The sequence below is a fragment of the Streptomyces sp. DSM 15324 genome (assembly GCF_001514285.1).
Classification (GTDB): Bacteria; Actinomycetota; Actinomycetes; order Streptomycetales; family Streptomycetaceae; genus Streptomyces.
Genome location: NZ_KQ949032.1, coordinates 265740 through 290402, shown reverse-complemented (window position 1 = coordinate 290402; position 24663 = coordinate 265740). Strand labels below are relative to the sequence as shown.

General features: G+C 72.5%; 19 protein-coding genes and 2 tRNA genes. 7 read left to right on the top strand and 14 right to left on the bottom strand.

Going from position 1 to position 24663, the window contains the following annotated elements; translation table 11 throughout:
• Window positions 1-66: 66 nt before the first annotated feature.
• From AQJ58_RS29290 to AQJ58_RS29250, 9 genes are all read right to left on the bottom strand, one after another.
• Complete coding sequence (locus AQJ58_RS29290) at window positions 67-963, bottom strand: RNA polymerase sigma-70 factor (protein ID WP_067255567.1); 897 nt, start codon at window positions 961-963, stop codon at window positions 67-69.
• 30 nt (window positions 964-993) lie between these two features.
• Window positions 994-2256, bottom strand: coding sequence for an NAD(P)/FAD-dependent oxidoreductase (locus tag AQJ58_RS29285; protein ID WP_067255565.1), 1263 nt, complete (start codon window positions 2254-2256; stop codon window positions 994-996).
• 76 nt (window positions 2257-2332) lie between these two features.
• Window positions 2333-3739 carry an MFS transporter gene (locus AQJ58_RS29280; protein WP_420712190.1) on the bottom strand — a complete coding sequence of 469 codons (1407 nt, stop codon included), beginning with the start codon at window positions 3737-3739 and terminating at the stop codon, window positions 2333-2335.
• A gap of 98 nt (window positions 3740-3837) precedes the next feature.
• Window positions 3838-6171, bottom strand: a complete 2334-nt coding sequence (locus AQJ58_RS29275) for a glycosyltransferase family 39 protein (protein ID WP_067255562.1) — start codon at window positions 6169-6171, stop codon at window positions 3838-3840.
• A complete protein-coding gene (locus AQJ58_RS29270; RefSeq protein WP_067255561.1) occupies window positions 6168-7691 on the bottom strand; it encodes a bifunctional glycosyltransferase family 2/GtrA family protein in 1524 nt (507 codons plus the stop codon). The genes AQJ58_RS29275 and AQJ58_RS29270 overlap by 4 nt, the downstream gene beginning before the upstream one ends.
• Window positions 7692-7705: 14 nt before the next feature.
• Window positions 7706-9340, bottom strand: coding sequence for a sensor histidine kinase (locus AQJ58_RS29265; protein WP_067255559.1), 1635 nt, complete (start codon window positions 9338-9340; stop codon window positions 7706-7708).
• Window positions 9337-10077, bottom strand: a complete 741-nt coding sequence (locus tag AQJ58_RS29260) for a response regulator transcription factor (protein WP_067255558.1) — start codon at window positions 10075-10077, stop codon at window positions 9337-9339. The genes AQJ58_RS29265 and AQJ58_RS29260 overlap by 4 nt, the downstream gene beginning before the upstream one ends.
• A 444-nt stretch (window positions 10078-10521) precedes the next feature.
• Window positions 10522-11403: a DUF2797 domain-containing protein gene (locus tag AQJ58_RS29255; RefSeq protein WP_067255556.1), complete on the bottom strand. Its 882-nt coding sequence runs from the start codon at window positions 11401-11403 to the stop codon at window positions 10522-10524.
• A complete protein-coding gene (locus AQJ58_RS29250; RefSeq protein WP_067255555.1) occupies window positions 11360-11776 on the bottom strand; it encodes an HGxxPAAW family protein in 417 nt (138 codons plus the stop codon). The genes AQJ58_RS29255 and AQJ58_RS29250 overlap by 44 nt, the downstream gene beginning before the upstream one ends.
• Before the next feature lie 114 nt (window positions 11777-11890).
• Between AQJ58_RS29250 and AQJ58_RS29245 the strand changes: the two genes are divergently transcribed.
• The 4 genes from AQJ58_RS29245 to AQJ58_RS43535 all read left to right on the top strand — a co-directional run bounded on the left by AQJ58_RS29245 (window position 11891) and on the right by AQJ58_RS43535 (window position 14262).
• On the top strand, window positions 11891-12403 hold the full coding sequence (locus AQJ58_RS29245; RefSeq protein ID WP_067255553.1) for a MarR family winged helix-turn-helix transcriptional regulator: 513 nt from the start codon (window positions 11891-11893) through the stop codon (window positions 12401-12403).
• Window positions 12404-12507: 104 nt separating this feature from the next.
• Window positions 12508-12798 (top strand): DUF7336 domain-containing protein, encoded by a 291-nt coding sequence (locus tag AQJ58_RS29240; RefSeq protein WP_067255552.1) that lies wholly within the window; start codon window positions 12508-12510, stop codon window positions 12796-12798.
• A gap of 146 nt (window positions 12799-12944) precedes the next feature.
• A complete protein-coding gene (locus AQJ58_RS29235) occupies window positions 12945-13742 on the top strand; it encodes a bestrophin-like domain (protein ID WP_234360330.1) in 798 nt (265 codons plus the stop codon).
• 340 nt (window positions 13743-14082) lie between these two features.
• Window positions 14083-14262 carry a hypothetical protein gene (locus AQJ58_RS43535; protein WP_067255550.1) on the top strand — a complete coding sequence of 60 codons (180 nt, stop codon included), beginning with the start codon at window positions 14083-14085 and terminating at the stop codon, window positions 14260-14262.
• A 111-nt stretch (window positions 14263-14373) separates the two neighbouring features.
• Here the strand turns inward: AQJ58_RS43535 and AQJ58_RS29225 are convergent, their stop codons facing one another.
• Window positions 14374-14898 (bottom strand): hypothetical protein, encoded by a 525-nt coding sequence (locus AQJ58_RS29225; protein WP_067255549.1) that lies wholly within the window; start codon window positions 14896-14898, stop codon window positions 14374-14376.
• A 459-nt stretch (window positions 14899-15357) separates the two neighbouring features.
• On the opposite strand from AQJ58_RS29225, the gene AQJ58_RS29220 reads away from it, so the two are divergent.
• Window positions 15358-16719, top strand: coding sequence for a helix-turn-helix domain-containing protein (locus tag AQJ58_RS29220; RefSeq protein WP_067255547.1), 1362 nt, complete (start codon window positions 15358-15360; stop codon window positions 16717-16719).
• Here the strand turns inward: AQJ58_RS29220 and AQJ58_RS29215 are convergent.
• The 3 genes from AQJ58_RS29215 to AQJ58_RS29205 form a co-directional block, all read right to left on the bottom strand.
• Window positions 16695-17033, bottom strand: coding sequence for a DUF488 domain-containing protein (locus AQJ58_RS29215; protein ID WP_079079311.1), 339 nt, complete (start codon window positions 17031-17033; stop codon window positions 16695-16697). The genes AQJ58_RS29220 and AQJ58_RS29215 overlap by 25 nt on opposite strands.
• A gap of 720 nt (window positions 17034-17753) precedes the next feature.
• Window positions 17754-17826, bottom strand: a tRNA-Arg gene (locus tag AQJ58_RS29210).
• Window positions 17827-18032: 206 nt separating this feature from the next.
• Window positions 18033-18126: transfer RNA gene (locus AQJ58_RS29205), tRNA-Ser, on the bottom strand.
• A 158-nt stretch (window positions 18127-18284) separates the two neighbouring features.
• Between AQJ58_RS29205 and AQJ58_RS29200 the strand changes: the two genes are divergently transcribed.
• Together AQJ58_RS29200 and AQJ58_RS29195 are read left to right on the top strand one after the other, a co-directional pair.
• Window positions 18285-18848, top strand: a complete 564-nt coding sequence (locus AQJ58_RS29200; RefSeq protein WP_107122185.1) for an SSI family serine proteinase inhibitor — start codon at window positions 18285-18287, stop codon at window positions 18846-18848.
• A gap of 307 nt (window positions 18849-19155) precedes the next feature.
• On the top strand, window positions 19156-23553 hold the full coding sequence (locus tag AQJ58_RS29195; RefSeq protein ID WP_079079310.1) for a PAS domain-containing protein: 4398 nt from the start codon (window positions 19156-19158) through the stop codon (window positions 23551-23553).
• Between the two features lie 407 nt (window positions 23554-23960).
• On the opposite strand, the gene AQJ58_RS29190 is transcribed toward AQJ58_RS29195, so the two are convergent.
• Window positions 23961-24545, bottom strand: a complete 585-nt coding sequence (locus tag AQJ58_RS29190) for a TetR/AcrR family transcriptional regulator (RefSeq protein WP_067255543.1) — start codon at window positions 24543-24545, stop codon at window positions 23961-23963.
• Between the last annotated feature and the right edge of the window lie 118 nt (window positions 24546-24663).

Genomic DNA, 24663 nt, shown 5'->3' with positions numbered 1-24663 from the left:
GTCCGGTACGGAGAACTGTGTTCCGGTACTGGGGAAGATGCTAGGCCTGCCCGGGCCGGCCGGTCTTCAGCGCAGGGTGAGCGGGGTCTCGGAGTCGACCCGCGTCAGTTTCTCCGGGTTGCGGACGTAGTAGAGGCCGGTGATGCGGTCGTCCTCGAAACGGACGGCGACGACCCCGTCGATCTCGCCGTCCAGCCGCAGCACGAGCGCCGGGCTGCCGTTGACCATGGTGAACTCGCTGGTGAGCGTCGTCTGGTGGCGGCGGGTGCCGCCGATGATGAAGCGGGCCACCTTGAGGGCGCCGTTGATCGGCCGGGGGGCGGCCTGCCGGAGTCCGCCGCCGTCGCTCATCAGGACGACGTCGGGGGCGAGCACGTCGAGGAATCCCTGGAGGTCCCCGGTGCTGAGCGCCCGCTGGAAGGACTCCAGGGCGGCCCGGGTCCTGCGCTCGGAGACGGCCTCGCGGGGGCGGCGGGCGTCGACGTGCCGGCGGGCGCGGTGGGCGATCTGGCGGACCGCGGCGGGGCTCTTGTCGACGGCGGCGGCGATCTCGTCGTAGCCCACGTCGAAGACCTCGCGCAGGACGAAGACGGCCCGCTCGGTCGGGGACAGCGTCTCCAGGACGAGCATCAGCGCCATCGACACGCTCTCGGCGAGTTCGACGTCCTGGGCGACGTCGGGGGTGGTGAGCAGTGGCTCGGGCAGCCAGGGGCCGACGTACGCCTCCTTGCGGCGGGAGAGGGTGCGCAGGCGGTTGAGGGCCTGGCGGGTGGTGATCCGGACGAGGTACGCGCGCCGGTCGCGTACCTCCTCCAGGTCGGTGTCGACCCAGCGCAGCCAGGTCTCCTGCAGTACGTCCTCGGCGTCGGCCGCAGAGCCGAGCATCTCGTAGGCGACGGTGAAGAGCAGGTTGCGGTGGGCGACGAACGCCTCCGTCGCCGGGTCGGCGGTGTGATCATCCATGTCAGGGTCCTTCCCCCGTCCGGGTGCGGATCAGACCGCGCGTTCGGCGACGGCCGGGGTCCGGGCGGGCTCGCTCCGCCGGAGCCGCTGCTGCCGCGTGGCTCCTCCCGACACCTTGTGCAGGCGGTACGCACCGGGCTTGCGGCCCTCGCCCGCCAGGTGCTCGACGATGCCCTTGCAGACGAACTCCTTGAGTTTCGCGCCGGGACGACCGCCGATGTGGAACCCGACCGCGACGTCGTACCGGTGGGCGAACTGGAAGATGCCCGCGCCCCGGCCCAGGCTGATGCACTGGCCGGCGAACACCTCGTTCAGGGTCGCGGGCTGCTCGCCCGCGATGCGGCTGAGCACCGTGTCGGCCGCCCGCGCGCCCAGCGGGATGGCGGCCTGGCAGCTCATCCGCAGCGGCAGGTCCGAGGGCGCCGCCGAGTCCCCGGCCGCGACGATGTGCGGGTCGTCGACGCTGGTCAGCGTCTCGTCGGTGAGCAGCCGGCCGAGGGCGTCGGTGCTCAGTCCGCTGCGCGCGGCCAGGTCCGGGACCCCGAAGCCGGCGGTCCAGACGGTCACCGCGCTCGGCAGCTCGCGGCCGTCGGCGAGCCGTACGGCGTCGCGGGTCACGGCCGTCACCTTCGTGCCGGGGCCGTCGAGGACGGTCACGCCGAGCGCGGCCAGCCGCCCGGCGACCGAGCGCCGGCCCCGCCGGTGCAGGTACGGGCCGAGGATCCCGCCGCAGACCAGCGTCACCGTGTGGCCCTGCTCGGTCAGTTCGGCCGCGGTCTCGATGCCGGTCGGGCCGGCTCCGACGACGGTCAGCGGAGCCTTGGCGGCCTTGCCGGACGCGGACTCGACGGACGCGGCCTTGGCGGACGCGGCCTTGGCGGACGCGGCCTCGACGACCGGCCGCAGTCGGCTCGCGTCCTCCAGGGTGGCGATCGGGTGGGCGAACTCGGCCGCTCCCGGCACGCTCGGGTCGGCGCTGCCGCTGCCCACCGCGTAGACCAGGTGGTCGTAGCGGACGGTGCCACCGTGCTCCAGCGCCAGGGCACGCCCGGCCGCGTCGATCCGGGTCACGGTGTCGACGACCAGCCGCACGCGCTCGCCGAGGATCTCCGTGTAGTCGGCGGTCGCGGTGTGGGTCCCGGCCACAAGCTGGTGCAGGCGGATCCGCTCGACGAAGGCCGGGCGCGGGTTGATCAGCGTGACGTTCACGTCGTCGCGGCTGGTCAGGCGGTTGGCGGCCATGACGCCGGCGTATCCCCCGCCGATCACGACGACTTCAGTGTTCTCGCTCACGGTGTCTCCTCCGGTTCCAGGGGGTTCGGTCACAGGACACCGGAGCCCTGCGGCCTGTGACATCGTGTGAGTCGGCTCACATGAGAACGCCTGCTTTCTCCTGGTCCGTCTTGTCTTTGTCCGCCCTGCGCAGCAGCGCCGCCGCCACCAGTCCTCCGCCCAGGACGGCGACCGCCCCGACCAGCAGGCCCGCGCCGAGCCCGTCCGACAGCGGCTCGCCCGCGGTCAGCGAGGCGCTGAGCACGGCGCCCAGGACGGCGACGCCGAGCCCGTTGCCGAACTCCGCCAGCGTGCCGTTGATGCCCGCGCCGACGCCCGCCTTCTCCGGCGGTATCGCGCTCATGACCGCGTGGGCCATCGCCGGGTTGGCGACCGCGCAGCCGACGCCGATCAGCATCAGACCGGCCGCGACACCGCCGTAGCCCTCGCCGCCGGACGCGATCGAGACGAGCCCGCCCGCCATCAGCACCATGCCGCCCAGCACCGACAGCGGGGTTCCGAGCCGGGCGGTCGCCTTCGCCGCCAGCCCGCTGAAGTTCAGGACGACCACGGTCAGCGCCAGCGGCGCGGTGCGCAGGCCCGCCTCCAGGGGGCCGTAGCCGAGCACGGACTGCAGATGCTGGGTGAGGAGGAAGAGCGCGCCGCCCATGCCGAAGGTGACCAGGACGGCCCCGCCGACCGCGCCGGTGAACCGGCGGTCGCGGAAGAACGCCAGGTCGAGCATGGGGTACGGGATGCGGCTCTGCCACCGGGCGAACAGCGCGAGGGCGACGGCGGCGACCGCCGCGCTCACCAGCACCCGGGCCGAGGTCCAGCCGCGGGCGGGGCCGGAGATGATCGCGAAGACCAGCGCGGCCATGCCGATCGTGGACAGGAGCGCGCCGAGCAGGTCGGGGCGGTCGCCCCGGGGGTTCCTGGACTCGGGGACCAGGGCGAGGACCGCGGCGAGCGCGAGCGCCGCGACCGGGAGGTTGAGCAGGAAGATCGCGCCCCATCGGAAGTGGTCGAGCACGAGGCCGCCGACGAGCGGGCCGGTGGCGAACCCGAGGGCGTTCACCGCGGCCCAGATGCCGATCGCCCTGGGCTGCTCCTCGGGCGCGAAGATCTGCATCGCCACGGCGAGGGTGGTGGTGAGCAGCAGCGCGCCACCCACGCCCATACCGGCCCGGGCGGCGATCAACTGCCCGGAGGTGGTGGCGAACCCGGCCACGGCCGAGCCGATGCCGAAGAGCGCGAGCCCCGTAGCCAGCATCGCCTTGCGGCCGTAGAGGTCGGCGGCGCTGCCCGCCGTGAGCAGCAGCCCCGACTGGACGAGGGAGTACGCGTTGATCATCCACTGGACGTCGGCGGTGCTCGCGTCCAGCTCCCGGGTGAGGGAGGGGATCGCGACGTTCAGGATCGTGTTGTCGAGCAGCACGGTGAGCTGCGCGAGACAGATCACGCCGAGGATCAGCCAGCGGCGGGGGTGGGAGGTGGTGGTCACGTCATACACCGTAGAAGTACTCCTGTACGGCGTACAACGAATTTACGAGCGGAAGGGCGGTGGCGACGGGCCACCGCCCTTCAACCCCGTGCGCTGCGTCAGCCGCTCGCCTTCTGCGTCAGGTCGTAGAAGGTGGACGAACCCACCGTCACCTTCTTGAAGTTGGCCTCGACCCAGGAGGTGATCTGCGAGGACGTGCCGCTGCCGCTGCCGCCCATGCCACCGCCGGTGCCGCCGGCGATGAAGTAGTGGATCTTTCCGTCCGCGACGTACTGCTTGAACTGCGCCAGTGTCGGGGACGGGTCGGTGCCGTTGAAGCCGCCGATCGCCATGACCGCGTCGCCCGTGGAGAGCTGGTAGCTCGCCGCGTTCTGGGCGCCGATCGCCGCCGCGACCCAGGTGTACTCGCCGGAGTCGGTCTCCAGCAGCTTCTTGGCCTCGTCGGAGACGCTCGCGCCGTTCAGCAGGCCGCCGACGCCACCGCCGCCGCCCATGCCGCCGCCGTCACCGGTCTGGGCGCCGGGACCGCCCTGCTGGTTCTGGTTCTGGTTCTGGGTGGTGCCGTTGCCGTTCTGCTGGTTCTGGCCGCCTCCCGGGAAGCCGCCGCGGGGAAAGCCGTTGCCGTTCTGCTGCCCCTGCTGGTTCTGGCCCTGCGGGTTCTGGCCCTGCTGGTTCTGGCCCTGCCCGCCCGGCATGCCGCCGCCGAAGCCGCCCCGGCCGCCGCCTCCGCCCGGACCGCCGCCCCTCATGGACGCGCCCGCCGGGCCCGCCGTGACGATCGAGCCGGTGTGGCCCGTCTGGAGGGTGCTGAAGGTGTACGCCGTCGGACCGGCCAGGGAGGCGACCAGGCCGACGGAGGCCGCCGCGAGGGCGAGCCGACGGGTGACCCGGCCCGCGAAGACCAGGCCCAGGGCGGCGGCGAGGCCGCCGATCAGGACCAGCCACTTCAGCCAGGGCAGGTAGTCCGGGGTGCGGTTGAGCAGGATGTACGACCAGGAGGCCGCCGCCACGACCGAGGCCGCGAGGGTGATCGAGGCCCACAGCTCGGACCGCTTCTCCCACAGGAGACCCGCGCCCATGCCGATCACGGCCGCCATGTAGGGGGCCAGGGCGACGGTGTAGTACTGGTGGAAGATGCCCGCCATGTAGCTGAAGACGACCATGGTGATCAGCAGCGAGCCGCCCCAGACGAGGAACAGACCCCGCGTGGCCGACGTCCGGCTGCGCCTGCGGGTGGCCACGAGCCCGGCGGCCAGCAGGATCAGCGCGGCCGGCAGCAGCCAGGAGATCTGGCCGCCGATCTCGGAGTTGAACATCCGGTCCCAGCCGGTCTCGCCCCACTGGCCGGTGTTGCCCCCGCCCCCGCCCCCGACGCTGCCGGTCTCCTCGCCGTTGAGGCGGCCGAGGCCGTTGTAGCCGAAGGTCAGCTCCAGGAAGGAGTTGTTCTGCGAGCCGCCGATGTACGGGCGGGAGGAGGCCGGCCACAGCTCGACGATCGCGACCCACCAGCCGCCGGACGCGACCAGCGCACCGGTGGCCAGGGCCAGCTGTCCGAACCGCTTCCGCACGCTCACCGGCGCACAGACCGCGTAGACGATCGCGAGCGGCGGGAGGATCAGGAACGCCTGGAGCGTCTTGGCGAGGAACGCGAAGCCGATCGCGACGCCGGCCCACACCAGCCACTTCGTACGGCCGTCCTCCACCGCGCGGGCGGTGAGGTAGCAGGCCACGGCCATCAGCAGGGCCAGCATCGCGTCCGGGTTGTTGAACCGGAACATCAGCGCGGCGACGGGGGTGAGCGCGAGCACGGCCCCCGCGATCAGACCGGCCGCGGCGCTGAAGCGGCGGCGCACGGAGGCGTACACGACGGCGACGGTGCCGACGCCCATCAGCACCTCCGGGACGAGGATCGCCCAGGAGTTCAGGCCGAAGATCCTGACCGACAGGGCCATCGGCCACAGCGAGGCCGGGGGCTTGTCGACGGTGATGGCGTTGCCCGCGTCCAGCGAGCCGAAGAAGAAGGCCTTCCAGGACTGGCTGCCCGCCTGGACGGCCGCCGAGTAGAAGGAGTTGGCGTACCCGGAGGCGCTCAGGTTGTAGAGGTAGAGGAGGAAGGTGGCGAGGAGCAGACCGAGGAAGGCCGGGCGGGCCCAGCGGGGATCCTCGGGGCGGCCGCGCCGGAGTCGGCGGTGCAGGGGCTGCTTCGGCTGGCCCGAATCCGGGGCGGGTGCGGCCGGCTGCTGCGGCTCCGTGGCCGCAGGGGCGGAGGCCGCAGAGGCGGTGGTCGGAGGGGCGGTGGTCGGAGGGGCGGTGGTCGGAGGGGCGGTGGTCGGAGGGGCGGTGGTCGGAGGGGCGGTGGTCGGAGGGGCGGTGGTCGGAGGGGCGGTCGGGGGCGGGCCCCAGGCCGTCGGCTGGTCGAGGTGCGTGGTCATCGGGGGTCCCCCGGGTCGGTGTCGTGAGGGCGCACCGGCGGCAGTCGCACGGTGGTGTCCCTCCAGGTGCCGTCCGCGGCTTCGCCGGCGCGGAACTGGGTGGTCTCATGGGTGGCGCCGGTGTTCCCGTACGGCGAGGCGTACGCCGGGGCGGACGGACGGGCCGGGTGCTGCGGCCCGTACGCCGGTGCGACCGGGTACGACGACGCGTACGGCGTCGGCTGCGCCGGGAGGTGGGCGGCGACCACGGTCGGCGCCGCGGCGTCGTCCTCGGTGCCGTCCCGCCGGTCCGGGAACACCCACGCGCGGAAGAGCAGGAAACGCAGGACCGTCGCCGCCAGGTTGGCGGCGACGAGCACCGCGAGTTCGGTGGAGTGCGCGGGCTGGGTCGTCGCCGCGTTCAGGGCGACGAGCGAGCCGCTGGTCAGCGCCAGGCCGATGGCGAAGACGACCAGGCCCTGCGCCTGGTGCTTGACGGCCCCGCCGCGGCCGCGGACCCCGAAGGTCAGCCGGCGGTTGGCGGCGGTGTTGGCGATCGCGGACACCAGCAGGGCGAGCGCGTTGGCGGACTGCGAGCCCGTGAACAGGCGGAAGCCGCTGTAGAGCAGCAGGTAGAACAGGGTGGACAGACCGCCCACCACACAGAAGCCGACGAGCTGGCGGGCCAGCCCCTTGGGCACGTCCTGGATCTCGCGGTCGCGCGGGTCGTCACCGAAGGGGCGGGTGAGCCGGTCGAGCGAGAGGGAGCCGGTGGCCAGGGCCTTGCCCACCCGCCACACGCCCTTGAGGTCGTCGGTGGCGGTCTTCACGAGGTGCACCGTGGAGTCGGGGTCGTCGACCCAGTCGACGGGCACCTCGTGGATCCTGAGGCCGGCCCGCTCGGCGAGCACCAGCATCTCCGTGTCGAAGAACCAGCCGGTGTCCTCCACCAGGGGGAGGAGCACCTGTGCGACATCACGGCGGATCGCCTTGAAGCCGCACTGGGCGTCGGAGAAGCGGGCCTGGAGCGAGCCGCGCAGGATCAGGTTGTAGGCGCGGCTGATGAACTCCCTCTTCGGGCCGCGCACCACGCGCGAGCTGCGGGAGAGCCGGGAGCCGATCGCCAGGTCGGAGTGACCGGAGATCAGCGGGGCCACCAGCGGCAGCAGCGCGTTGAGGTCGGTGGACAGGTCCACGTCCATGTAGGCGAGGATCGGGGCGTCCGAGGCCGACCAGACGGTCCGCAGCGCACGGCCGCGGCCCTTCTGCTCCAGCCGGACGTTCCTGACCTCCGGGATCCGCGTCTCCAGCCGGCGCGCCACCTCGGGGGTGGTGTCGGTCGACGCGTTGTCCGCGATCGTGATGCGGAAGGTGTACGGGAACGTACGCGTCAGGTGGTCGTGCAGTCTCTCGACACAGGGCTGGAGGTCCTTCTCCTCGTTGTAGACGGGGATCACTACGTCCAGGACAGGCGTACCGGCTGTGGCGGCCGGGAGGTGCTCCCGCGCCGGCAGGGTGCCGGGAGAAGAGTCGGTTCGCATGCCGACGACTCTCGTCAAGTGCCCTGTTGCACCCATGTGGTGGCACTGTGCTCGACCTGTGAGTCCAGTTGCCAGTTCGTTTCGGGCGCGGGCTGGGGCACGGCGGGGGCAAGGGCGGGCAGGTGCACCGTGAAGACCGTCTGCCCGGGCACGCTGTCCACCGTCACGGCACCGCCGTGCGCGGTCGCCACGGCCTGCACGATGGCCAGGCCGAGGCCCGTGGAGCCGGTGGCACGCGAGCGCGCCGAGTCGCCGCGGGCGAACCGCTCGAAGACGTGCGGGAGCAGGTCGGGCGGAATGCCCTGCCCGTTGTCCTGGACGTCGACACACAGCCACGGTCCGCGCCGCTGCACCCGTGCGGTGACGGTCGTGCCGGGCGGGGTGTGCGTCCGGGCGTTGGCCAGCAGGTTCACGAGCACCTGCTGCAGGCGGGCCGAGTCGGCGGAGACGAGCGCGGGCTCGTCGGGCAGCTCCAGCCGCCACACGTGGTCACGTCCGGCCACGCGGGCGTCGCTGACGGTGTCGATGACCAGCGGTACGAGGTCGGTGTGCTCGAACTGGAGCGGGCGCCCGGCGTCGAGCCGCGCGAGCAGCAGCAGGTCCTCGACGAGGAGGGTCATCCGGCCGGCCTCGGACTCGATGCGGCCGAGGGCGTGCTTGGTGTCGGGGCCGACCTCCTCGCGTCCGCGGCGGGTCAGCTCGGCGTAGCCGCGGATGGACGCGAGGGGGGTGCGCAGTTCGTGGCTGGCGTCCGCGACGAACCGGCGGACCCGCATCTCGCTCTCCTGGCGGGCGTGCAGGGCGCCGTGGACGTGGTTCAGCATCCGGTTCAGCGCGGCACCGACCTGGCCGACCTCGGTGTGCGGATCCGTCTCCGACTCGGGCACCCGCTCGTTGAGGTTGACCTCACCGGTGTGCAGGGGCAGCTCGGAGACGCGGGTGGCGGTGGCGGCGACTTTGCGGAGGGGGCGGGTGGCGACGTTGACCATGACGGTCCCGGCGAGACCGGCGGCGAGGAGACCGGCGACGGTGAGGCTGATCTCGACGATGATCAGGGTGTTGATGGTGTTGTCGAAGTCCGCGGTGGGGATGGCCACGTAGTAGCCGGAGGTGTCGTTGCTGGCGTACTTGACGCGGTACGAGCCCAGGCCGGGCAGATCCACCGTGTGCATCGCGCCGTCCTGGGAGACGGAGTTGAGCACCCTGATCTGAGCGTCCGTGAGCGGCTTGTCGTCCATCTCGTAGTTGGTGGTGGAGTCGGTCTTCACACCGCGCTTGGCATCGGTGATGGTCCGGTCCACGACCTTGGCCGCGATCGTGCCGGGGGGCTGGGGGCCTATCGTGACGAAGGTCGCGAGGTCGGTCCCCTTCGCCCTGCCCTGCTGCTGGCTGGGCGAGTTGGTGCCGCTGTTGGGCCGGCTGGGTGGTCCCCCTCCGAAGTCGCGAGGCGCCACGCGCGCCGCGACCTCACCGAGCCGGCCGTTGAGCTGCCCGTACAGGTGGTCCCGGAGAACGAGCGTGGTGACCGTCCCGATCACCGCGCACACCACGGCGATCAGCGTCACGGACACGACGACGAGCCGGGTCCGCAGGGTGCGCGGCTTTCCCGCTCGTCTCTGCTGCGGACGCGGCCGTCGTCGCCCGCTCATGACGCGGCGGGCTTGATCAGGTAGCCGGCCCCGCGCCGGGTGTGGATCATCGGCTCCCGGCCGGCGTCTATCTTGCGGCGCAGGTAGGAGATGTACAGCTCGACCACGTTGGCCTGGCCGCCGAAGTCGTACGACCACACCCGGTCCAGGATCTGCGCCTTGCTCAGCACGCGCCGCGGATTGCGCATCAGGAAGCGCAGCAGCTCGAACTCGGTGGCGGTGAGGTGGATGTTCTCCCCGGCCCGCGAGACCTCGTGGCTGTCCTCGTCGAGGGTGAGGTCACCGACGACGAGGACGGAGTCGGAGCGCCGGTCGGCGGCGCCGGAGCGCCGGATGAGACCGCGCAGCCGGGCCACGACCTCTTCCAGGCTGAACGGCTTGGTGACGTAGTCGTCGCCACCGGCGGTCAGACCGGCGATACGGTCCTCGACGGCGTCCTTGGCGGTGAGGAACAGGACGGGGACGTCCGGCAGCTCACGGCGCAGCCGGCCCAGGACGGTCAGCCCGTCCATGTCGGGCAGCATCATGTCGAGGACGACGGCGTCGGGCCGGAACTCCCGGGCGGTCTGGAGGGCACCGGTGCCGTCACCCGCGCTGCGGATCTGCCATCCCTCGTACCGCAGGGCCATGGACAGCAGTTCGGTGATCGACAGCTCGTCGTCCACCACAAGCACTCGGACGGGGCTCCCGTCCGGCCTCAGCAGTTCGGTGCGCCCCTGGGGCGAGGTCGTGGTCATGGGAACACCCTGTCGGTGTCCTCTGAGAGCACTCTTTCGGCAACCTGTGATTTGCCTGAGAAACTCACAGGAGCCTCTCAGGCAATGCCTGGCAACCCCTGACGCCGGGTTGATCTCGGGCGGCCGCGGCCCTGCTCACCGCCCTTCGCATCGACCGGCCGGGGAGGACCGTCCGGACCCGTGGCCGTGCTCCCCCTGGCACCACACGGGCCGTACCGCTCGGTTCCGGCCGTGCCGCTCGGTTCGGCCGTGCCGCTCGGTTCGGCCGTGCCGCTCGGTTCGGCCGTGCCGCTCGGTTCGGCCGTGCCGCTCGGTTCCGGCCGTTCCCATCGGTTCCGGCCGTTCCCATCGGTTCCGGCCGTTCCCATCGGTTGCGACCGTATCGGCCGGTTGCGACCGTATCGGCCGGTTGCGACCGTATCGGCCGGTGAGGGTGCCGGGCCGTCAGAACAGGCCGTCCTGCGCGTGCCCCTCCTCCCTGAACTCCCGCACCGGAAGCCTCGCTCCGGAACCCCCCTCGGATCCGGCCGGAACCAGCTCCCACCCCCGCATCAACCGGGTGTCCAGCACGATCACCCCGTCCCCTCCCGCCAGATGGAGATCGGGCCCGGCCGCGGCCACCAACTCCCCGCTCACCACGGCACCCGCGACCAGCTCCGTCACCTCGCCCCGGGCCGCGGGTGCCGTGTCGAGGCCGAACACCCGCAGGTGGTCGACGGCTTCGAAGGGCGCCCGGGTCAACGAATCGGGCCACTGGGGCAGTTCCACGGCGCGCCCGTGCACCTCCCTGATCTCCCGGACCCGCTCCTCCCCATCCCTCGGCAGCCGGGCCCGCACCGCCCGCTTCTCGGCGTACGGAATCCGGTCCGGGACCCGCAGCGCGGCCCGCAGCAGCTCCTCGGTCCGCCGGGCGGCCATCAGCGGTCCGCTGCCCAGCCAGCTGAAGCAGACCGCCCCCTGCTCCAGCAGCCGGGCCGGCCCCCGCCCGGCCGCCGTGATCCCGACCTTGACCAGCCCCGGCCCGAACCAGGCCAGATAGACCCGGTACGGCCGGGGATCGTCGGCGATCCCGTCCGCGGCGACGGAGTGCGCCCGGTCCAGCCGCGCGCACTCCTCGCACCGCGCCCCCGTGCTCCGCGCGGACACCGCCGCCCGCACCGGGCACGCATGCCCCCGGGCCCCGACGCACCCGCGCACACCCCCTTCCACGACCGCGAAGGCCACCCGCTTCCCCCGGGCCAGCGGGCTGCGCCGGCCCCCGTCCCACAGCAGCACGGGACCCTCAGTCGCCCACCGCAGCCCCGCGCACCTCCATGCCCGTCCCATCGCCCACCACGCTAGCGCCCGCCTCTGACAATGCGCTCCCACCTGCGAGAACCGTCCGCCCAGCCTCCCGCGCGGCGCGCCGCCCGGCGAGCCGGCATCCGACGCACTCCGGATGACCGTCCCGGGCCGAGGTGTCCCGCACCCCCATCCCCCACTCCGCCCGGGGCCGCACACCCGGCGGCTTGCCCCACCCGGCCAGGTGCAGCGCCCAGGTGACCAGCGCGCTCAGCACCACCACGGCACCCCCGCCGACCAGCAGCGCGGTGGAGACGGCGCACACCCCGACCCCCATCACCGTCGTCCCGGTGGTCGCGATGGCGACGCCGGTCCAGCCGGCGACCGTGTGCCCCTCGTCGTACAGATGACCCGCCATGCCATTCCCTCACGTTCTAAGAAGTTGATGCACTTAACCTCTTACAAGGTAAGAGAAACCGAAAGCAGATAACAAGGACCCAGCACGAACCCTCCGAGAGGAACCCCGCCCGCGATGACAGCCCAGCCACCCCGCCCGCGCCCGGCGGCGACCCCCGCCCAGGCGATCTCGGCCATGGACGACCTCATCGCGGCGAGCATGATCGGCCAGCAGGAGATGGCCCAGCGCCTCGGCCTCAACGTCACCGACCTGACCTGCTTCGCCTACGTCCTCCAGGCAGGCGAGAACCTGCTCACGGCGGGCGAGTTGGCGACCCGCGTGCACGTCACCACGGGCGCGGTCACCGGCATCCTGAACCGGCTGGAACGCGCCGGCTACGTCACCCGGCGCCCCGACCCCCAGGACCGCCGCAGGGTGCGGGTGGCCGCCGTCCCCTCGGCCGTGGCCCGGGCGTACGCGCTCTACCAGCCGTACTACGACCGTCTCAACGATCTCTTCGCGGACTACTCCCCGGAGGAGATCGCGGTGCTGACGGACTGGTTCACCCGGGCGACGATCCTGGCGAACGCGTACCGCGAGGAGCGCCGCGCCGACCAGGGCGGGGAGTCCGGCACCGGCATGGGGTGAAGGAGACGCCCGCGCCCGACACACCAGGCGTGTGGCGCCGCGGCCGGCCCGGCCGCACCGCTCGCCGCCCCTGCGGAAGAGATCACGCCGGTACCCTCCGGCACATGACGGTCTATCTGCTGTGGCACGTGGGGCACCAGAACGAAGCCGGTGCCGACGGCGCCACCGTGCACCGTGAGGGCGAGACGGTGTACATCGACGAACAGGACGGCGACGACCCCAAACTCCTCGGCGTCTACTCCACCGTCGACAAGGCGGAGGAACGCATCCACCGGGCCCGCCTCCTGCCCGGATTCTCCGCCGAACCGGACTGCTTCGTCGTGGAGGAGCACACGCTCGACGAGGACGAGTGGCCCGAGGGCTTCGTACGCGTCCCACCGGAGCCCCCGGTCTGACGTCGGTCGCCCGTTCGGCCCACGACGCGCGCCGCGTGCCGGGCGTCTGCGCCCTCGCCGGTCCACCGGCTGTGATCATGAGCGTCCAGCGCACTGACGCGCTGCACGCGAGCGGTGACATGACGATGTGGTGATGCGGTGATGTCGTGACCTGGTTGACCTCGCTGCCCGCCGTGGTGCTGGTCGTGGGCGGACTCCTCCTCGCCCTCCTGCTCACGGCCGTGGCGCGGATCGGCGTACGGGTCCTGGTACCGGCCGGGGAACAGGACCAGGTGGCGAGGATCGCCACCCCCCTGATGCCGTCGCTGGGCGCCGCCTTCGCGATCTTCGCGGCGCTCTCGCTGGCCAGCGAGGCCGGCAATGTGCGCGCGGCGGAGGCGCTGGTGAGCGACGAGGCGGCCGCGGCCTCCCGCCTGGCATGGGCGGCGACCAGTCCCCGGGTGGAGTCGGAGCCGATCCACGCGGCACTGCTGGACTACCTGCGGACCACGCGTGCCAAGGAGTGGAAGGGTGCGGCAGCGGCGTCCGGTGACGACCCGGCCACCGCGCGCGCCATCGCGCGACTGGAGCGGACCGTGCGCGCCGAGGCGGCCCGGCCCGAGGTGGGCACCACGACGGGCACCGAGCTGGTGACGTCCCTGGACGGTGTCACCAGCGGCCGTCGCGCCCGCGTCGCCGCCGCCGGGCGCGACGTTCCCGTGCTCTACGTCGTCACGCTCGCGGTCAGCGGACTGGCCTTGATCGTGAACTCCGGCGCGCTGGTCTTCCGCAACAGCCCGCGCACGTCCCTGCTCGTCGCGGGCGTGTCGAGCGTGGTCGGGCTGAGCCTGGCCCTGCTGTTCGCCCTCAGCGCCTCCTGGAGCGGACCGTTCGTCGTCAGCGGGCATCCGCTCGACGCCGTCGTCGTGGACCTGCGGTCCGGCTTCTTCGAGAGCGGTCCGTAGGCGGCGGACTCGCACACCACCCGGGCACCGTCTTCGCCGCCCGCGGCCGCCACGGCGCCGGGCGGATCTACCGAGCACACCACCGCCGGCTCCCCGCCCCCGACCACCGCCGGCACCCCCTCCCCGACCACCGCCGGTGCCCCCTCCCCGACCACCGCCGGTGCCCCCTCCCCGACCACCGCCGGTGCCCCGGCATGGACCGGCGGCTGCCGCTCCCTGCCCGTGTCGCCCACCGTCGCGCCTCAGCCATATCGCCCCGGTCCAGGGCACCTTCAACCACGGCAGCTGTGACGGCATCCTCTACGCCGGAACCCGCTTCCAGCCCACCGCCGGCAGCACCTTGGCGGAGCAGGTCGCCCTCCAGGACGACGGAGCCGCGATGAAGTACTTCACCGATCGCCCCGGCGCCGGCCGGCACTACGTGGCCGGAGCCGGTTTCCCCGCCGCCCCCCGGGGCTGCGCCGCGATCCCCCAGATCCCGGCCCGCCTGGCCGCCCTGTGGAGCGACTGCCGGTCCTAGGCCGGCGGCCGATGCCGTCGTTGCTGACGGCATCGGGCGGCGGCTCCGTCGTCAACGGGTCCGTCAACGGGTCCGTCAGCGGGTCCGTCAGCGGGTCCGTCAGCGGGTCCGTCAGCGGCTGCTCGTGGTGCCGATGTCGGAGATGTGGTTGTACCGCTCCACCAGCACGAAGAGCTTGGTCTTCTGCGTCGTCCCTCCGCTGCCGAAGGTCAGGGTGACGACGACCTCGTGGGCGTGACCTATGGCTCCGTTGTCGGTCAGCGTCCACTTCGCCGGGACGTTCTGGGCGCGCAGGACGCCGTCCGCCCCGTTCCTCCTCTCCCAGGCCGCCAGCCGCTTGGCGAAGTCGGGCGTCAGGTAGTGCTTGCGGAGCGCCTTGGCCAGCGTTCCGTCCGGGTCCGGGTAGTCGCCGGTCGCGTCGATGTACGCGCCGTAGAAGTCGGCGACCCTGGTCAGCGCTTGGCCGTGCGTGCCGCTGACCGACTGCGACGCGGCGGTGGACGCCTGTGCGCGGGCCGGGACGGACGCCTGTGCCGACACCTGGGTCGAGACGCCGAGTCCGACAGCCAGAACGAGGCCGGCGGCGACGGCCGCCCGACGGCCCGTACGACGGTGTGCGGGGGACTTCCTGTTCATGTGCGTCTTCCTTCTCTGGTCCGTGTGTGGTTGCTCTCGGCCCGGTGTCCGCGCTCGGACCGGGGCCGTGGTGTGGTGCTGTGGCCGCCCTCCCCACCCCCGTGGCGGAGGGCGGCCCGGTCATGCGGTCAGTGGAGCGTGTGCGCGGCTGTGACGGCCGTCTTCCTGGGCATGGGTGTCCCCCGTGAATGAGTGCATGGGTGTCCCCGTAAAGAAGGGCAGGGGTGTCATGGGTCGCCCGTCACCACTGGTCGGTCACGCCATGGTCGGTCAGGCCCTGTTCGGTCAGGCCCCGGCCGATCCGGCCCCGGTCGGTGCGACACCAAGAGCATCAGCCGTCACGTCGGCCCGGCGCAACGCCGAACGCTCGTCCGGCGGGGGTGGAACCATCCCAGGCCACTTGACGTGCAGGTATGTGGGCCGCCTGAGATACGGGCACACAGGGGAGGACGGGCAACGGTGTCGACCGAGGACGACGTCGAGCAGTTCGCGGCGCTGCTGCGCCGGCTGAAGAACCGCACGGACCGGAGCTACGGCTCCCTGGCCCGCCGTCTGCACATGAACACCTCCACGCTGCACCGCTACTGCGCGGGCGGGGCGGTCCCGATGGAGTACGCCCCGGTGGAGCGGTTGGCCGCCTTCTGCGGGGCGACACCGGAGGAACGCCTCGAGCTACACCGCCTGTGGCTGCTCGCGGCGGCGTCACGACAGCGGCCGAGGGCGGGTGACGGGGGTGGCAGGGGCGACGCGAGCGGTCCCCCCGCACGGCCCGACGCGGACGCACACGACAGCGGGCCGCCCCCCGTTGACGCCGGGCCACCCGCTCCCGACCCCGGGCCGTCCACTGCGGACGCCCGGCCGCCCGCCTCCGACGCCGGGCCACCCGCTCCCGGCGCTCTCGGACCGGGCCGTCCCGAGTCGTCGGCCCAGGGGGATGCGTCCCGCTCGACCGGACGGCCCTGGTACCGCCGTCGCCGCACGGTCGTCGGCGCCGCCGCCGCGACCCTGCTGCTGGTGACGCTGGGCAGTGTGTCGGCGCTGTCGGCCGACCGGTCCCAGGACAACTCCGCCAAGCCGCAAAGTCAGTCCCGTACGGCAGGAACCGGTACCTCGCCCCACCCCTCGGGGGCTTCGGGGAGCCCCGAGCCGAAGGGCGGACCGTCGGCGGACGGCAACGTCCCCGCGCAGACCGGTGTGCCGCTCACCTGGACCGCCGACTCACAGATCTGGGACGGCGGTTGCGGCCACGACTACGTCATCGCGAAGGAGCCGGCCCAGGTACCCCCGCCGCCGGTGCAGCAGGACGCCGAGGCGTGGGCGGCGACGCAGCAGGCGGTGCCCGGGCGGCAGACGACGGTGCAGATCTCGGTGCAGGGCAAGTCGTCCACGGCCGTGGTCCTGAAGGCCCTGCGGGTGCGCGTCGTCAGCCGCGATGCCCCGGTCGCCGGCAACGCGTACGCCATGGGGCAGGGCTGCGGCAGCGATCTGCCGCCCCGTAACTTCTCCGTGAACCTGGACGTCGACCGCCCGATCACCCACGCGCGCCCCGGCAACGACAGCGGGAAGCTCGTCCCGGCGGTGCAGTTCCCCTACCGCGTCTCCGCCGAGGACCCGGAGGTGCTGCAGGTCACCGCGACGACCGAGGCCTACGACTGCAACTGGTACCTGGAACTCGACTGGTCCTCACAAGGCCGCACCGGCACGGTCCGTATCGACGACCACGGCCGCCCGTTCCGCACCAGTGGCATCAAGGGCCGGCCCCACTACTGGTACGGCACCAACGCCGACAACGCGCGTCAGTGGGTCCTCACCTCCGCTTGAGGGAACGTGGGGCGCGGGCGTCTCAGGCAGTGCGTGTCCTCCAAGAATTTCTCTGCATACGTCGCCCAGTCGGTGCGCTTCTTTTTGTAGTCGTCCAGCATGGGCTGCGTGGGTACCAGATCAGGTCGATGGGCGTATGCCATACCGCAAATTTCACCCAAGAAGAACTTGAGATCATCCCTTTTCGCAAAACCCGCCAGTTGCGATACGTTATTTAGCCGTATGTCTACAAGGGTCTCTGCTCCCGAAATTCGCAGCATGTCGAAGAACTGCTTGGCGGGCTTCTTCGTAAAGCCGATCGTGTAGATTTCCACGCGTCCACCGTCCTGTCGGCGCGGAGCACCTCGTCAACGTATGCGATCTCGCCTTCTTGACGCCTGAGCGCATCTTCTAGCCGCTCACCTGACGCACGAGACAGCTCAGCCATAAGGCGTTTCATTGCCGAGGCGTGAGCCTTGACCCGCCCGTCAGCATGAATATGATTTACGCTAATGCCACGCTCTGCCAGTACTCGCGCAATGCCTTCTCTAGTGGGTGCTGGTTAAATTGCGGCGCGTAACTGCCGGCGGGTACCGACCGGACATCGGCGACTGCCGTAACCTTGTTCTGTCGAAGCAGCGTCAAAGATTCTGGCAACTGGTGCCTGGAGTGACCGATCGTCATTATCCGTACCACTCTTTCCCCAGGCGCGAGTTTCCCTTGGCCCTGGGTCTTTCTTCGCACACGGGATCAGTCAAATCAACCGCATACTGGGACCCCAGCACAACGCGCCCAGCAGACCGCCGCGCCGACGCCCGCATGATCATGGAAGTCGTCCGGCTCGACTCGCAGCGCTCCGCGTTCGATCGCGTCGGTGATGCCCTGAGGGGGACGCAACGACGGGGACGACGACGATGACGACGACGGCGCGGCCGGTGTCGTGGTGACCGTCTGGCCCATCTGATCGACCCCGCACGATGGTTACCGTCAATCACCGCCGTCAAGGCATAAGCCAGAGGCCCTGTGGATCTCTCCACAGGGCCTCTGGTCTGCTGTGCACTCGGCAGGATTCGAACCTGCAACCTTCTGATCCGTAGTCAGATGCTCTATCCGTTAAGCTACGAGTGCGTGTTATTCGGTTTTTCTTGTCTCCGATCCCTGCCCTTCCGGGCCGCTCTCGGCGACAGGAAGAACATTACATGACTGCCGCCGACATGTGAAATCCGTTTGCCGCACCCCTTGTGACCTGCGGAAACGCCCTCACGGGGCGATCGGGAAGGTCTTGAGGTACGACGAAGCCCCGGGCCGTGAACGGACCGGGGCTTCGGAAGATCTGGCGGAGGCGGAGGGATTTGAACCCTCGATGGGCTTTAAGGCCCAAACCGCATTAGCAGTGCGGCGCCATAGACCGGACTAGGCGACGCCTCCAGCACAACCTCTCGCGTGGGTGCGAGTGGTGCGTGCAGATGATGACACAGTCGAGCGTGCTGTCACCAATCGACGTCCACGGTACTAGGCAGTCGGGTCACAGGGCAAAGGGCTTCCCCCGAGCGCAACGTCCGGCGTGGCGCCGCGTTGGTCCGGGCATGTCGCAGGTCACCGCCCCCTCGCCCAGCAGCACAGGCCGCACAGGCAGCACAGGCAGCACAGACAGCACCGGAAGCAGCCCGCCCCGGCGGCGCCGGAGCACCCTCGTCCTGTCCCTGGCCGGCGCCCTCGCCCTGGGCGCCCTCCTCCCCGGGCCCGCCTCCGCCGCCCCCGTCGGAGCCGTTCTCGCGCCCCCGCCGGTCCGGGAGGAGGACCGGGCGGGTCAGGACCACCTCGTCGTCACGGTCCGGCACGCGGGCGGACGGCTCGACGGGGTGTTCGAGGTGTGGTGCCGGCCCGCCGGCGGCCGTCACCCGGACGTGTCAGGCGCCTGCCGGACCGTGGACCGCGGCACCCGCTGGGGGCGCGACCCCTTCGCCCCGGTGCCGAGCGGCTCGCCGTGCACGATGCGGTACGGCGGGCCGGCCACCGCCCACGTCACCGGCCGCTGGGCCGGACGGCCCGTCGACACGACGTACGACCGCCGCGACGGGTGCGGGATCGAGCGGTGGAACCGGATGGTGCCCCTGCTGCCCACGCTCCCCGCTGAAAACGCACGCTGAAAACTCCCGCTGAATCTGCTCGCTCCCCACCCCGAGGGCGGTAGCCCGGATTCCGTTCCGTGGCCGCCGTCCCGGGGCGGCGGCCCGCCCACAGGGTTCCCACGGCGCGTTCACCCGGCCGGTCAAACTCCCGGGAAGGTCATACGACGGTCACACGTTCCGCGTCACCTCGTCGTGCGAGCTGCCTCTCATCCGGGGCCTGAGACGGGAACCCAGCCCTTAGACTCCCTCGCGTGACACGCTGCGGGCCGGTTGGCAAGATGGCCCGAGCGGTCGGCAAGGTGCGGTAACAGGGAGGAAGCGACTCGTGAGCAGCAGGCCATCCCGAGGCGCTGCTCGCCTCGCAGCCATACTCGATGCCCTTCCCGATGCGTTGTTGCTGGTCAACGCGAACGGGACCGTCGTCAACGCGAACACCATCGCGCTCGAGGCCTTCGAGACGCCCGGCACCGCTCTGGTGGGGCGGGGCCTGCTCGACCTGCTGCCTCAGTTCGACTCCAAGCTGATCCCCGGCTCCATGCGGCGGCCCGACCACATGGACCCGCGCGGGCGGACCAAGCCGACCCGGATGATCGCCCGGCGGACCGACGGCTCGGAGTTCCCCGTCGAGGTCACCAGCGCCAACCTGGAGAACGGCCAGCAGGCCTACGACGGCTACGGCTACAGCGGCGACGAGCTGCTGATGCTCGTCGTACGGGATCTCACCGGGACCGTGGACACCGAGGCCGAGCTGGCCCGGTCGCAGCGGCAGACCGAGATGATCCTGCGGGCGGCGTCCGAAGGCGTCGTGGGCACCGACACCGACGGGCGGATCGTGCTCGTCAACCCGGCCGCCGCGCAGATCCTCGGCTACCGGGCCAGCGATCTAGGCGGCAAGGAGCTGCACACCCTCGTCGTGCACTCGCGCGCCGACGGCTCGCCCTTCCCGTACGACGAGTCGCCGCTCGCCGACACCCTGCGCTCCGGTCGCAAGCACCGGGTACGCGGGCAGGTGCTGTGGTCCAAGGGCGGCGAGAAGGTCTCGGTCGACCTGACCACCGCTCCGGTGCGCGACGGTGACCAGCTCGTCGGCGCCGTGATGACGTTCACCGACCGGCGGTCGTACGACGATCTCGTCGCGGAGAAGGAAGGCGTCGAGAAGCGGCACGAGGACGAGTTGGAGCGGCTCTCCGAGGAGCACGCCTCCGACCTCACCGCGCTCCGCCAGCAGCACGTGGCCGAGCTGGAGGAGCTGCGCGAGGAGCACATGGAGGAGGTCGCCGCCGCCGAGGAGCGCTACGCGGCCCTCGGGGAGCGGGAGAAGGACCGTTACGACGCCCTCGCCGGGCGGTACGACCAGCTGCTCACCCTCCTCGCGACCTCCCTGCGCGGGCCCCTCGACGAGCTGCGCCGCGAGCTGGCCGCGCTCGCCGCGGACGACGCCGGGCAGCTGTGGCCCGAGGCCAACCAGGTGCTCCATCACCTGTCGGCCGGATATTCGAGGATCACCACCCTCATCGACAACGTCCTCGGCTACCAGCGTCTCGACGCGGGCAGTGCCGAGATCGTCCGTACGAAGGTGATGCTCGACGCGGTCGTCGCCGCCGGTGTCGACGGGGCCGTCGAGCTCATCGGGCCCGGCCGGGTGCAGTTCGCCGTGCACGCGCCGCCCATCGAGGCCGAGGTCGACGCGCGGCTGCTCGCGACCGCGCTCGCCCATCTCGTCGCCGACGTGGCCGGGGTCGACGCCACCGGCAACGCGCCCGTCTCGGCGGGCGGTTACATGGACAACACGGTCGTCGTCGCGGCCGCCCAGCGGGGCGAGGTCGTACGGATCGAGGTGCGCGGACCGTACAGCGGCGGCGACCCGGTGCACGAGCCCATCGTGCGCGGGATCGTGCGGGCCCACGGAGGCGTGCTCCAGACGCACGAGGTGCCGGGCATGAGCGGCAGTGCGTACGTCCTCGAAGTCCCCCTCGGGGGTGGAGCGGGCGCGGTCGCCCCGCCGGCGCCCGCCGCGCTGCCCGCCGCCCTGCCCCCGGCGCAGAGCGCCCCCGTCGACGGCGAGCCGCCCGCCGAGACTCCCGGCCGCCGCCGGGCCCGCCGGTCCTCCGTGGACGCCTTCCTGGAGGGCGAGGTTCCGGCCGCTGCCGAGAGCGGCGAGGCCGAGGCGGCGCCGCCCACCGGACGCCGGCGCCGGCGCGGCCCGGCCGCCGACGAGACGCCCGGTGAGCTGCCCGAGGGGGCCGAGGAGGCCTCCGGCGGCTCGGGCCGGCGGCGTGCCCGTCCCGCCGAGAACGGCGCGGTGGCCGAGGGGGCGGTCGTGACCGCCGCCGAGAGCGCGGCCGGTACGGCCGCGGTGGGTACGGGACTGGGCGGCACCGTTCCGCCCCAGGGCGTTCCCGCGCCGCCCGGCGGTCGGCGGGGCCTGCCCTCCGACGACGTGCCGCAGAACGCCCTCCCGCCCGCCCTGCCCGCGGTCGCCGGTGCTCCCATGCCGGCCGTACCGGCCGCGTCCGGTGAGGACGGCGAGCCGACCGGGCGCCGACGGCGTGCCCTCGCCGCCGCGTCCGAGCGTGCCGCCGCGCAGGAGGCGGGGCCGCGCACGGTGTTCGCCCTGCCGCCGGCCGAGGCGGACCGGACGGCCGACGGTCCGGGCGTAGCCGGTCAGGGCATGGCCGGTCAGGTGCCGGGTCAAGTGCCGGGTCAGGTGCCGGCCCCGTTGCCCCAACAGATTCCTGGTCAGATTCCGGGGCAGGTCCCCGGTCAGGTCGCTGGTCAGATTCCGGGGCAGGTCCCCGGTCAGGTGCCTGGTCAACTTCCGGGGCTCATTCCTGGGCAGATGCCCGGCCAGGTGCCCGGCCAGGTGCACAGCCAAGTGCCCGGCCCGGTGCAGGACGCCGGTCCGGTTCCTGTGCCGGTTCCTGTGCCGGTCCCGGTCCCCGTCCCGGTTCCCGGGCAGGCTCCGCCGGCCCAGATTCCCGCCCAGGGCTCGTCCGAGGACGTACTCATCGACCACGGCCGCCATGACGCCGTGGCGCAGGACCAGGCCGACGACCACACCCCGCCCCAGCCGCACCCCACGAACGCGCCCACCGGCCGCCGCCGCCGCGCGGTGGGCCAGCCCGCGGAGCCTGGGGGCACGGTGGCGCCCGGAGGCGTCCCGCACCAGGCCATGGCTCCGGCGCAAGTGGCGCAGCCGGGCCTGGAAGCCGTAGGCCAGCCGGTGCCCGCCGTCGGCCAGCCGGTGCCCGCCGTCGGCCAGCCGGTCCCCCCGGCCGGACAGCCCCTCCCTGCCCAGGCCCTCCCCGCCCAGGCGCTGCCCGGCCAGCCGGCCCCGGCCTCGCCCCCGGGGCAGGCCGCGCCGCTCCCGGCCGAGTCCGCTCCCGGCGCGCCCCATGGCCCGGTCCCCGCCCCGCCGACCGCCACCCCCGGCACCGGCACCCCCCTCCCGCCCGAGGCCCCGGTGCCCCCGGCCACCGCCGTGGCGCAGCCGTTGCCCGCCGAGGCCGCGGCGCTGCCGGTGGACCCGAACTCCACCCAGGGCCGGGCGATCAGCGTGCGGACGCTGGGGCAGGGTGTTCCCTTCACCCGGCAGGCCGCCCAGGTCCAGCAGGCGCAGCCCGCCGCGCAGGCCACGGCCACTCCCGCCCCGCACGCGGCGGGCGGTTCCGGGCGCCGCCGCAAGCTGGGCACCCCGCCGGACCCGGCGTCCCGGCCCGAGCAGGCGGCGCGTCCGCATCCGTCGGCCGAGCAGCCCGTCGCCGGCCAGGCTCCCCTGCCCGCGCACCCCTCGCTCGCGGGCCAGCCGCTGCCCCAGTCCTCCCTCGCCGGTCAGTCGCGGCTCGTTCCTGGCGCGACCGACGGGGCCGGACGGTCGTACGCCATAGGAGCACCGGACGAGAACGCCGCCGAGGGCCCCGAGCCGCTGGACGGTCCCGGTGGGGCCGTCGAGGTGGCGGATCCGCCGCGGCCGGTGCCGATGGACGACGAGCTGCCACCGGAGCCGCTGGACAACCCGCGCCGGCTGCTGGTGTGGCCCGCGCCGGACGTCTCCACCCAGCAGGCGCTCAGCGACCGCGGCTACCGGCCGGTCATCGTGCACTCGCGCGAGGAGGTCGACGCGCAGATCGCCGCGTTCCCGGCGGCGCTGTTCGTGGACCCGCTGACCGGGCCGATCACCCGGACCGCGTTGCAGTCGCTGCGCCAGGCGGCGGTGGCCGCCGAGGTCCCGGTGCTGGTCACGGCCGGTCTCGGGCAGGCGACGCGGGAGGCGGCGTACGGCGCCGATCCCGCCGTACTGCTGAAGGCGCTGGCGCCGCGGGACAGCGAGCAGCACCCGCCGCGCGTGCTGCTCATCGAGGAGCACGCGGAGATCGCGCTGGCCCTGACGGCGACGCTGGAGCGGCGTGGGATGCAGGTGGCGCGGGCGGCCAGTGACGCGGATGCCGTGATGCTCGCGGGGCAGCTGCGGCCGAACCTGGTGGTGATGGACCTGATGCAGGTGCACCCGCGGCAGGCCGGATCCGCCGGGATCATCGACTGGCTGCGGGTGAACGGCCAGCTCAACCGCACACCGCTCGTCGTCTACACCGCCGCCGTCGACCAGGCGGACCGGCCCCGGCTGGCGTCGGGGGAGACGGTGCTGTTCCTGGCGGAGCGCTCGACGAGTCCCGAGGTACAGGTGAGGATCGTGGACCTGCTGGCCCGCATCGGCACCAACTAGGACCGAAAGGAACGGGGGGTCCCACCCAGGACCCGGCTCGGCCCGCCAGGCACCGGCTGGGCCCGGCCGCCACCAGCTGGGCCCGCTGCCACCGACTCGGCCCAGCTGACACATGCTGGGCCCGCTGCCACCGACTCGGCCCAGCTGACACATGCTGGGCCCGCTGCCACCGACTCGGCCCGGCCAGCACCAGCTCGGACCGGTGCCCCCTGCTGGGAGCGGCCGCCACCAGCTCGGACCGGACCGCTGCCCCCCACTGGACCCGGCTGACACAGACTGGGCCCGCTGCCACCGACTCGGCCCGGCCGGCACCGGCTGGGCCCCTGGCCCCGCTGCCACCCGCCGGGACCTGTGAGAGCTGTCGCCGCGCCCGCCGCCGGACCGTCTACGGCCGCGCCACCAACCTGCTACGGCCGTGCCACCAGCCTGCGGGCCGCCTCCCGTACCGAGGCGCGCAGGCGTTCGCGGTCGCCCGGGTCGGCACCGACCACGATGCGGCTGATCTGGGGGACGACGGCGGTCCAGTTGGCCAGGGCGATGAGCAGGAAGAACAGGTCGCGGGCCGGGATCGCGTCGCTGACGACGCCGCGTTCCTGGCCGTCCCGGATGGCGGCGATCTTGTCGCGGTACTGGTCGCGGCGCTCGGCCTCGTCGGGCAGTTCGGTGGTGCCGTACTCGAGGCCCTCCCAGAAGAGCAGGCGCAGCACCTCGGGGTGGGCGACGTGGTAGTCCATGACCCGGTCGATCCAGCCCTCGATGTCGTCCGCGTCGACCGGGACGGCGACCGCGAGGTCGAGCATGGCCTTCGCCAGCACCCGGGTGAACAGCTCGGCCTTGTTGCCGAAGTAGGCGTAGATGAGCTGTTTGTTCGCCTTGGCCTCGGCGGCGATGCGGTCGATACGGGCGCCTGCGACGCCGTAGCGGGCGAACTCGGCGACGGCGGCGTCGAAGATCCGGCCCTTGGTGGCCTCGGGGTCGCGGGTGGGTGCCATGGGGGCATGGTAGCGGCGGACCAGGCATAACCAACCAGTTGGTTGACGGGGAATCAGCGCCCCCTCCAGACTGTTGCACCGCATGCTCCAACCAACTGGTTGGTTATCCTTCCTCCCA

Excerpts from the sequence above, each read along its gene's own strand:
- AQJ58_RS29225 (WP_067255549.1), bottom strand. The coding sequence starts at position 14,898 with ATGAACAGGAAGTCCCCCGCACACCGTCGTACGGGCCGTCGGGCGGCC.
- AQJ58_RS29260 (WP_067255558.1), bottom strand. The coding sequence starts at position 10,077 with ATGACCACGACCTCGCCCCAGGGGCGCACCGAACTGCTGAGGCCGGAC.
- AQJ58_RS29265 (WP_067255559.1), bottom strand. The coding sequence starts at position 9,340 with ATGAGCGGGCGACGACGGCCGCGTCCGCAGCAGAGACGAGCGGGAAAG.
- AQJ58_RS29255 (WP_067255556.1), bottom strand. The coding sequence starts at position 11,403 with ATGGGACGGGCATGGAGGTGCGCGGGGCTGCGGTGGGCGACTGAGGGT.
- AQJ58_RS29240 (WP_067255552.1), top strand. The coding sequence starts at position 12,508 with ATGACGGTCTATCTGCTGTGGCACGTGGGGCACCAGAACGAAGCCGGT.
- AQJ58_RS29290 (WP_067255567.1), bottom strand. The coding sequence starts at position 963 with ATGGATGATCACACCGCCGACCCGGCGACGGAGGCGTTCGTCGCCCAC.
- AQJ58_RS29250 (WP_067255555.1), bottom strand. The coding sequence starts at position 11,776 with ATGGCGGGTCATCTGTACGACGAGGGGCACACGGTCGCCGGCTGGACC.
- AQJ58_RS29245 (WP_067255553.1), top strand. The coding sequence starts at position 11,891 with ATGACAGCCCAGCCACCCCGCCCGCGCCCGGCGGCGACCCCCGCCCAG.
- AQJ58_RS29270 (WP_067255561.1), bottom strand. The coding sequence starts at position 7,691 with ATGCGAACCGACTCTTCTCCCGGCACCCTGCCGGCGCGGGAGCACCTC.
- AQJ58_RS29190 (WP_067255543.1), bottom strand. The coding sequence starts at position 24,545 with ATGGCACCCACCCGCGACCCCGAGGCCACCAAGGGCCGGATCTTCGAC.
- AQJ58_RS29200 (WP_107122185.1), top strand. The coding sequence starts at position 18,285 with ATGTCGCAGGTCACCGCCCCCTCGCCCAGCAGCACAGGCCGCACAGGC.
- AQJ58_RS29275 (WP_067255562.1), bottom strand. The coding sequence starts at position 6,171 with ATGACCACGCACCTCGACCAGCCGACGGCCTGGGGCCCGCCCCCGACC.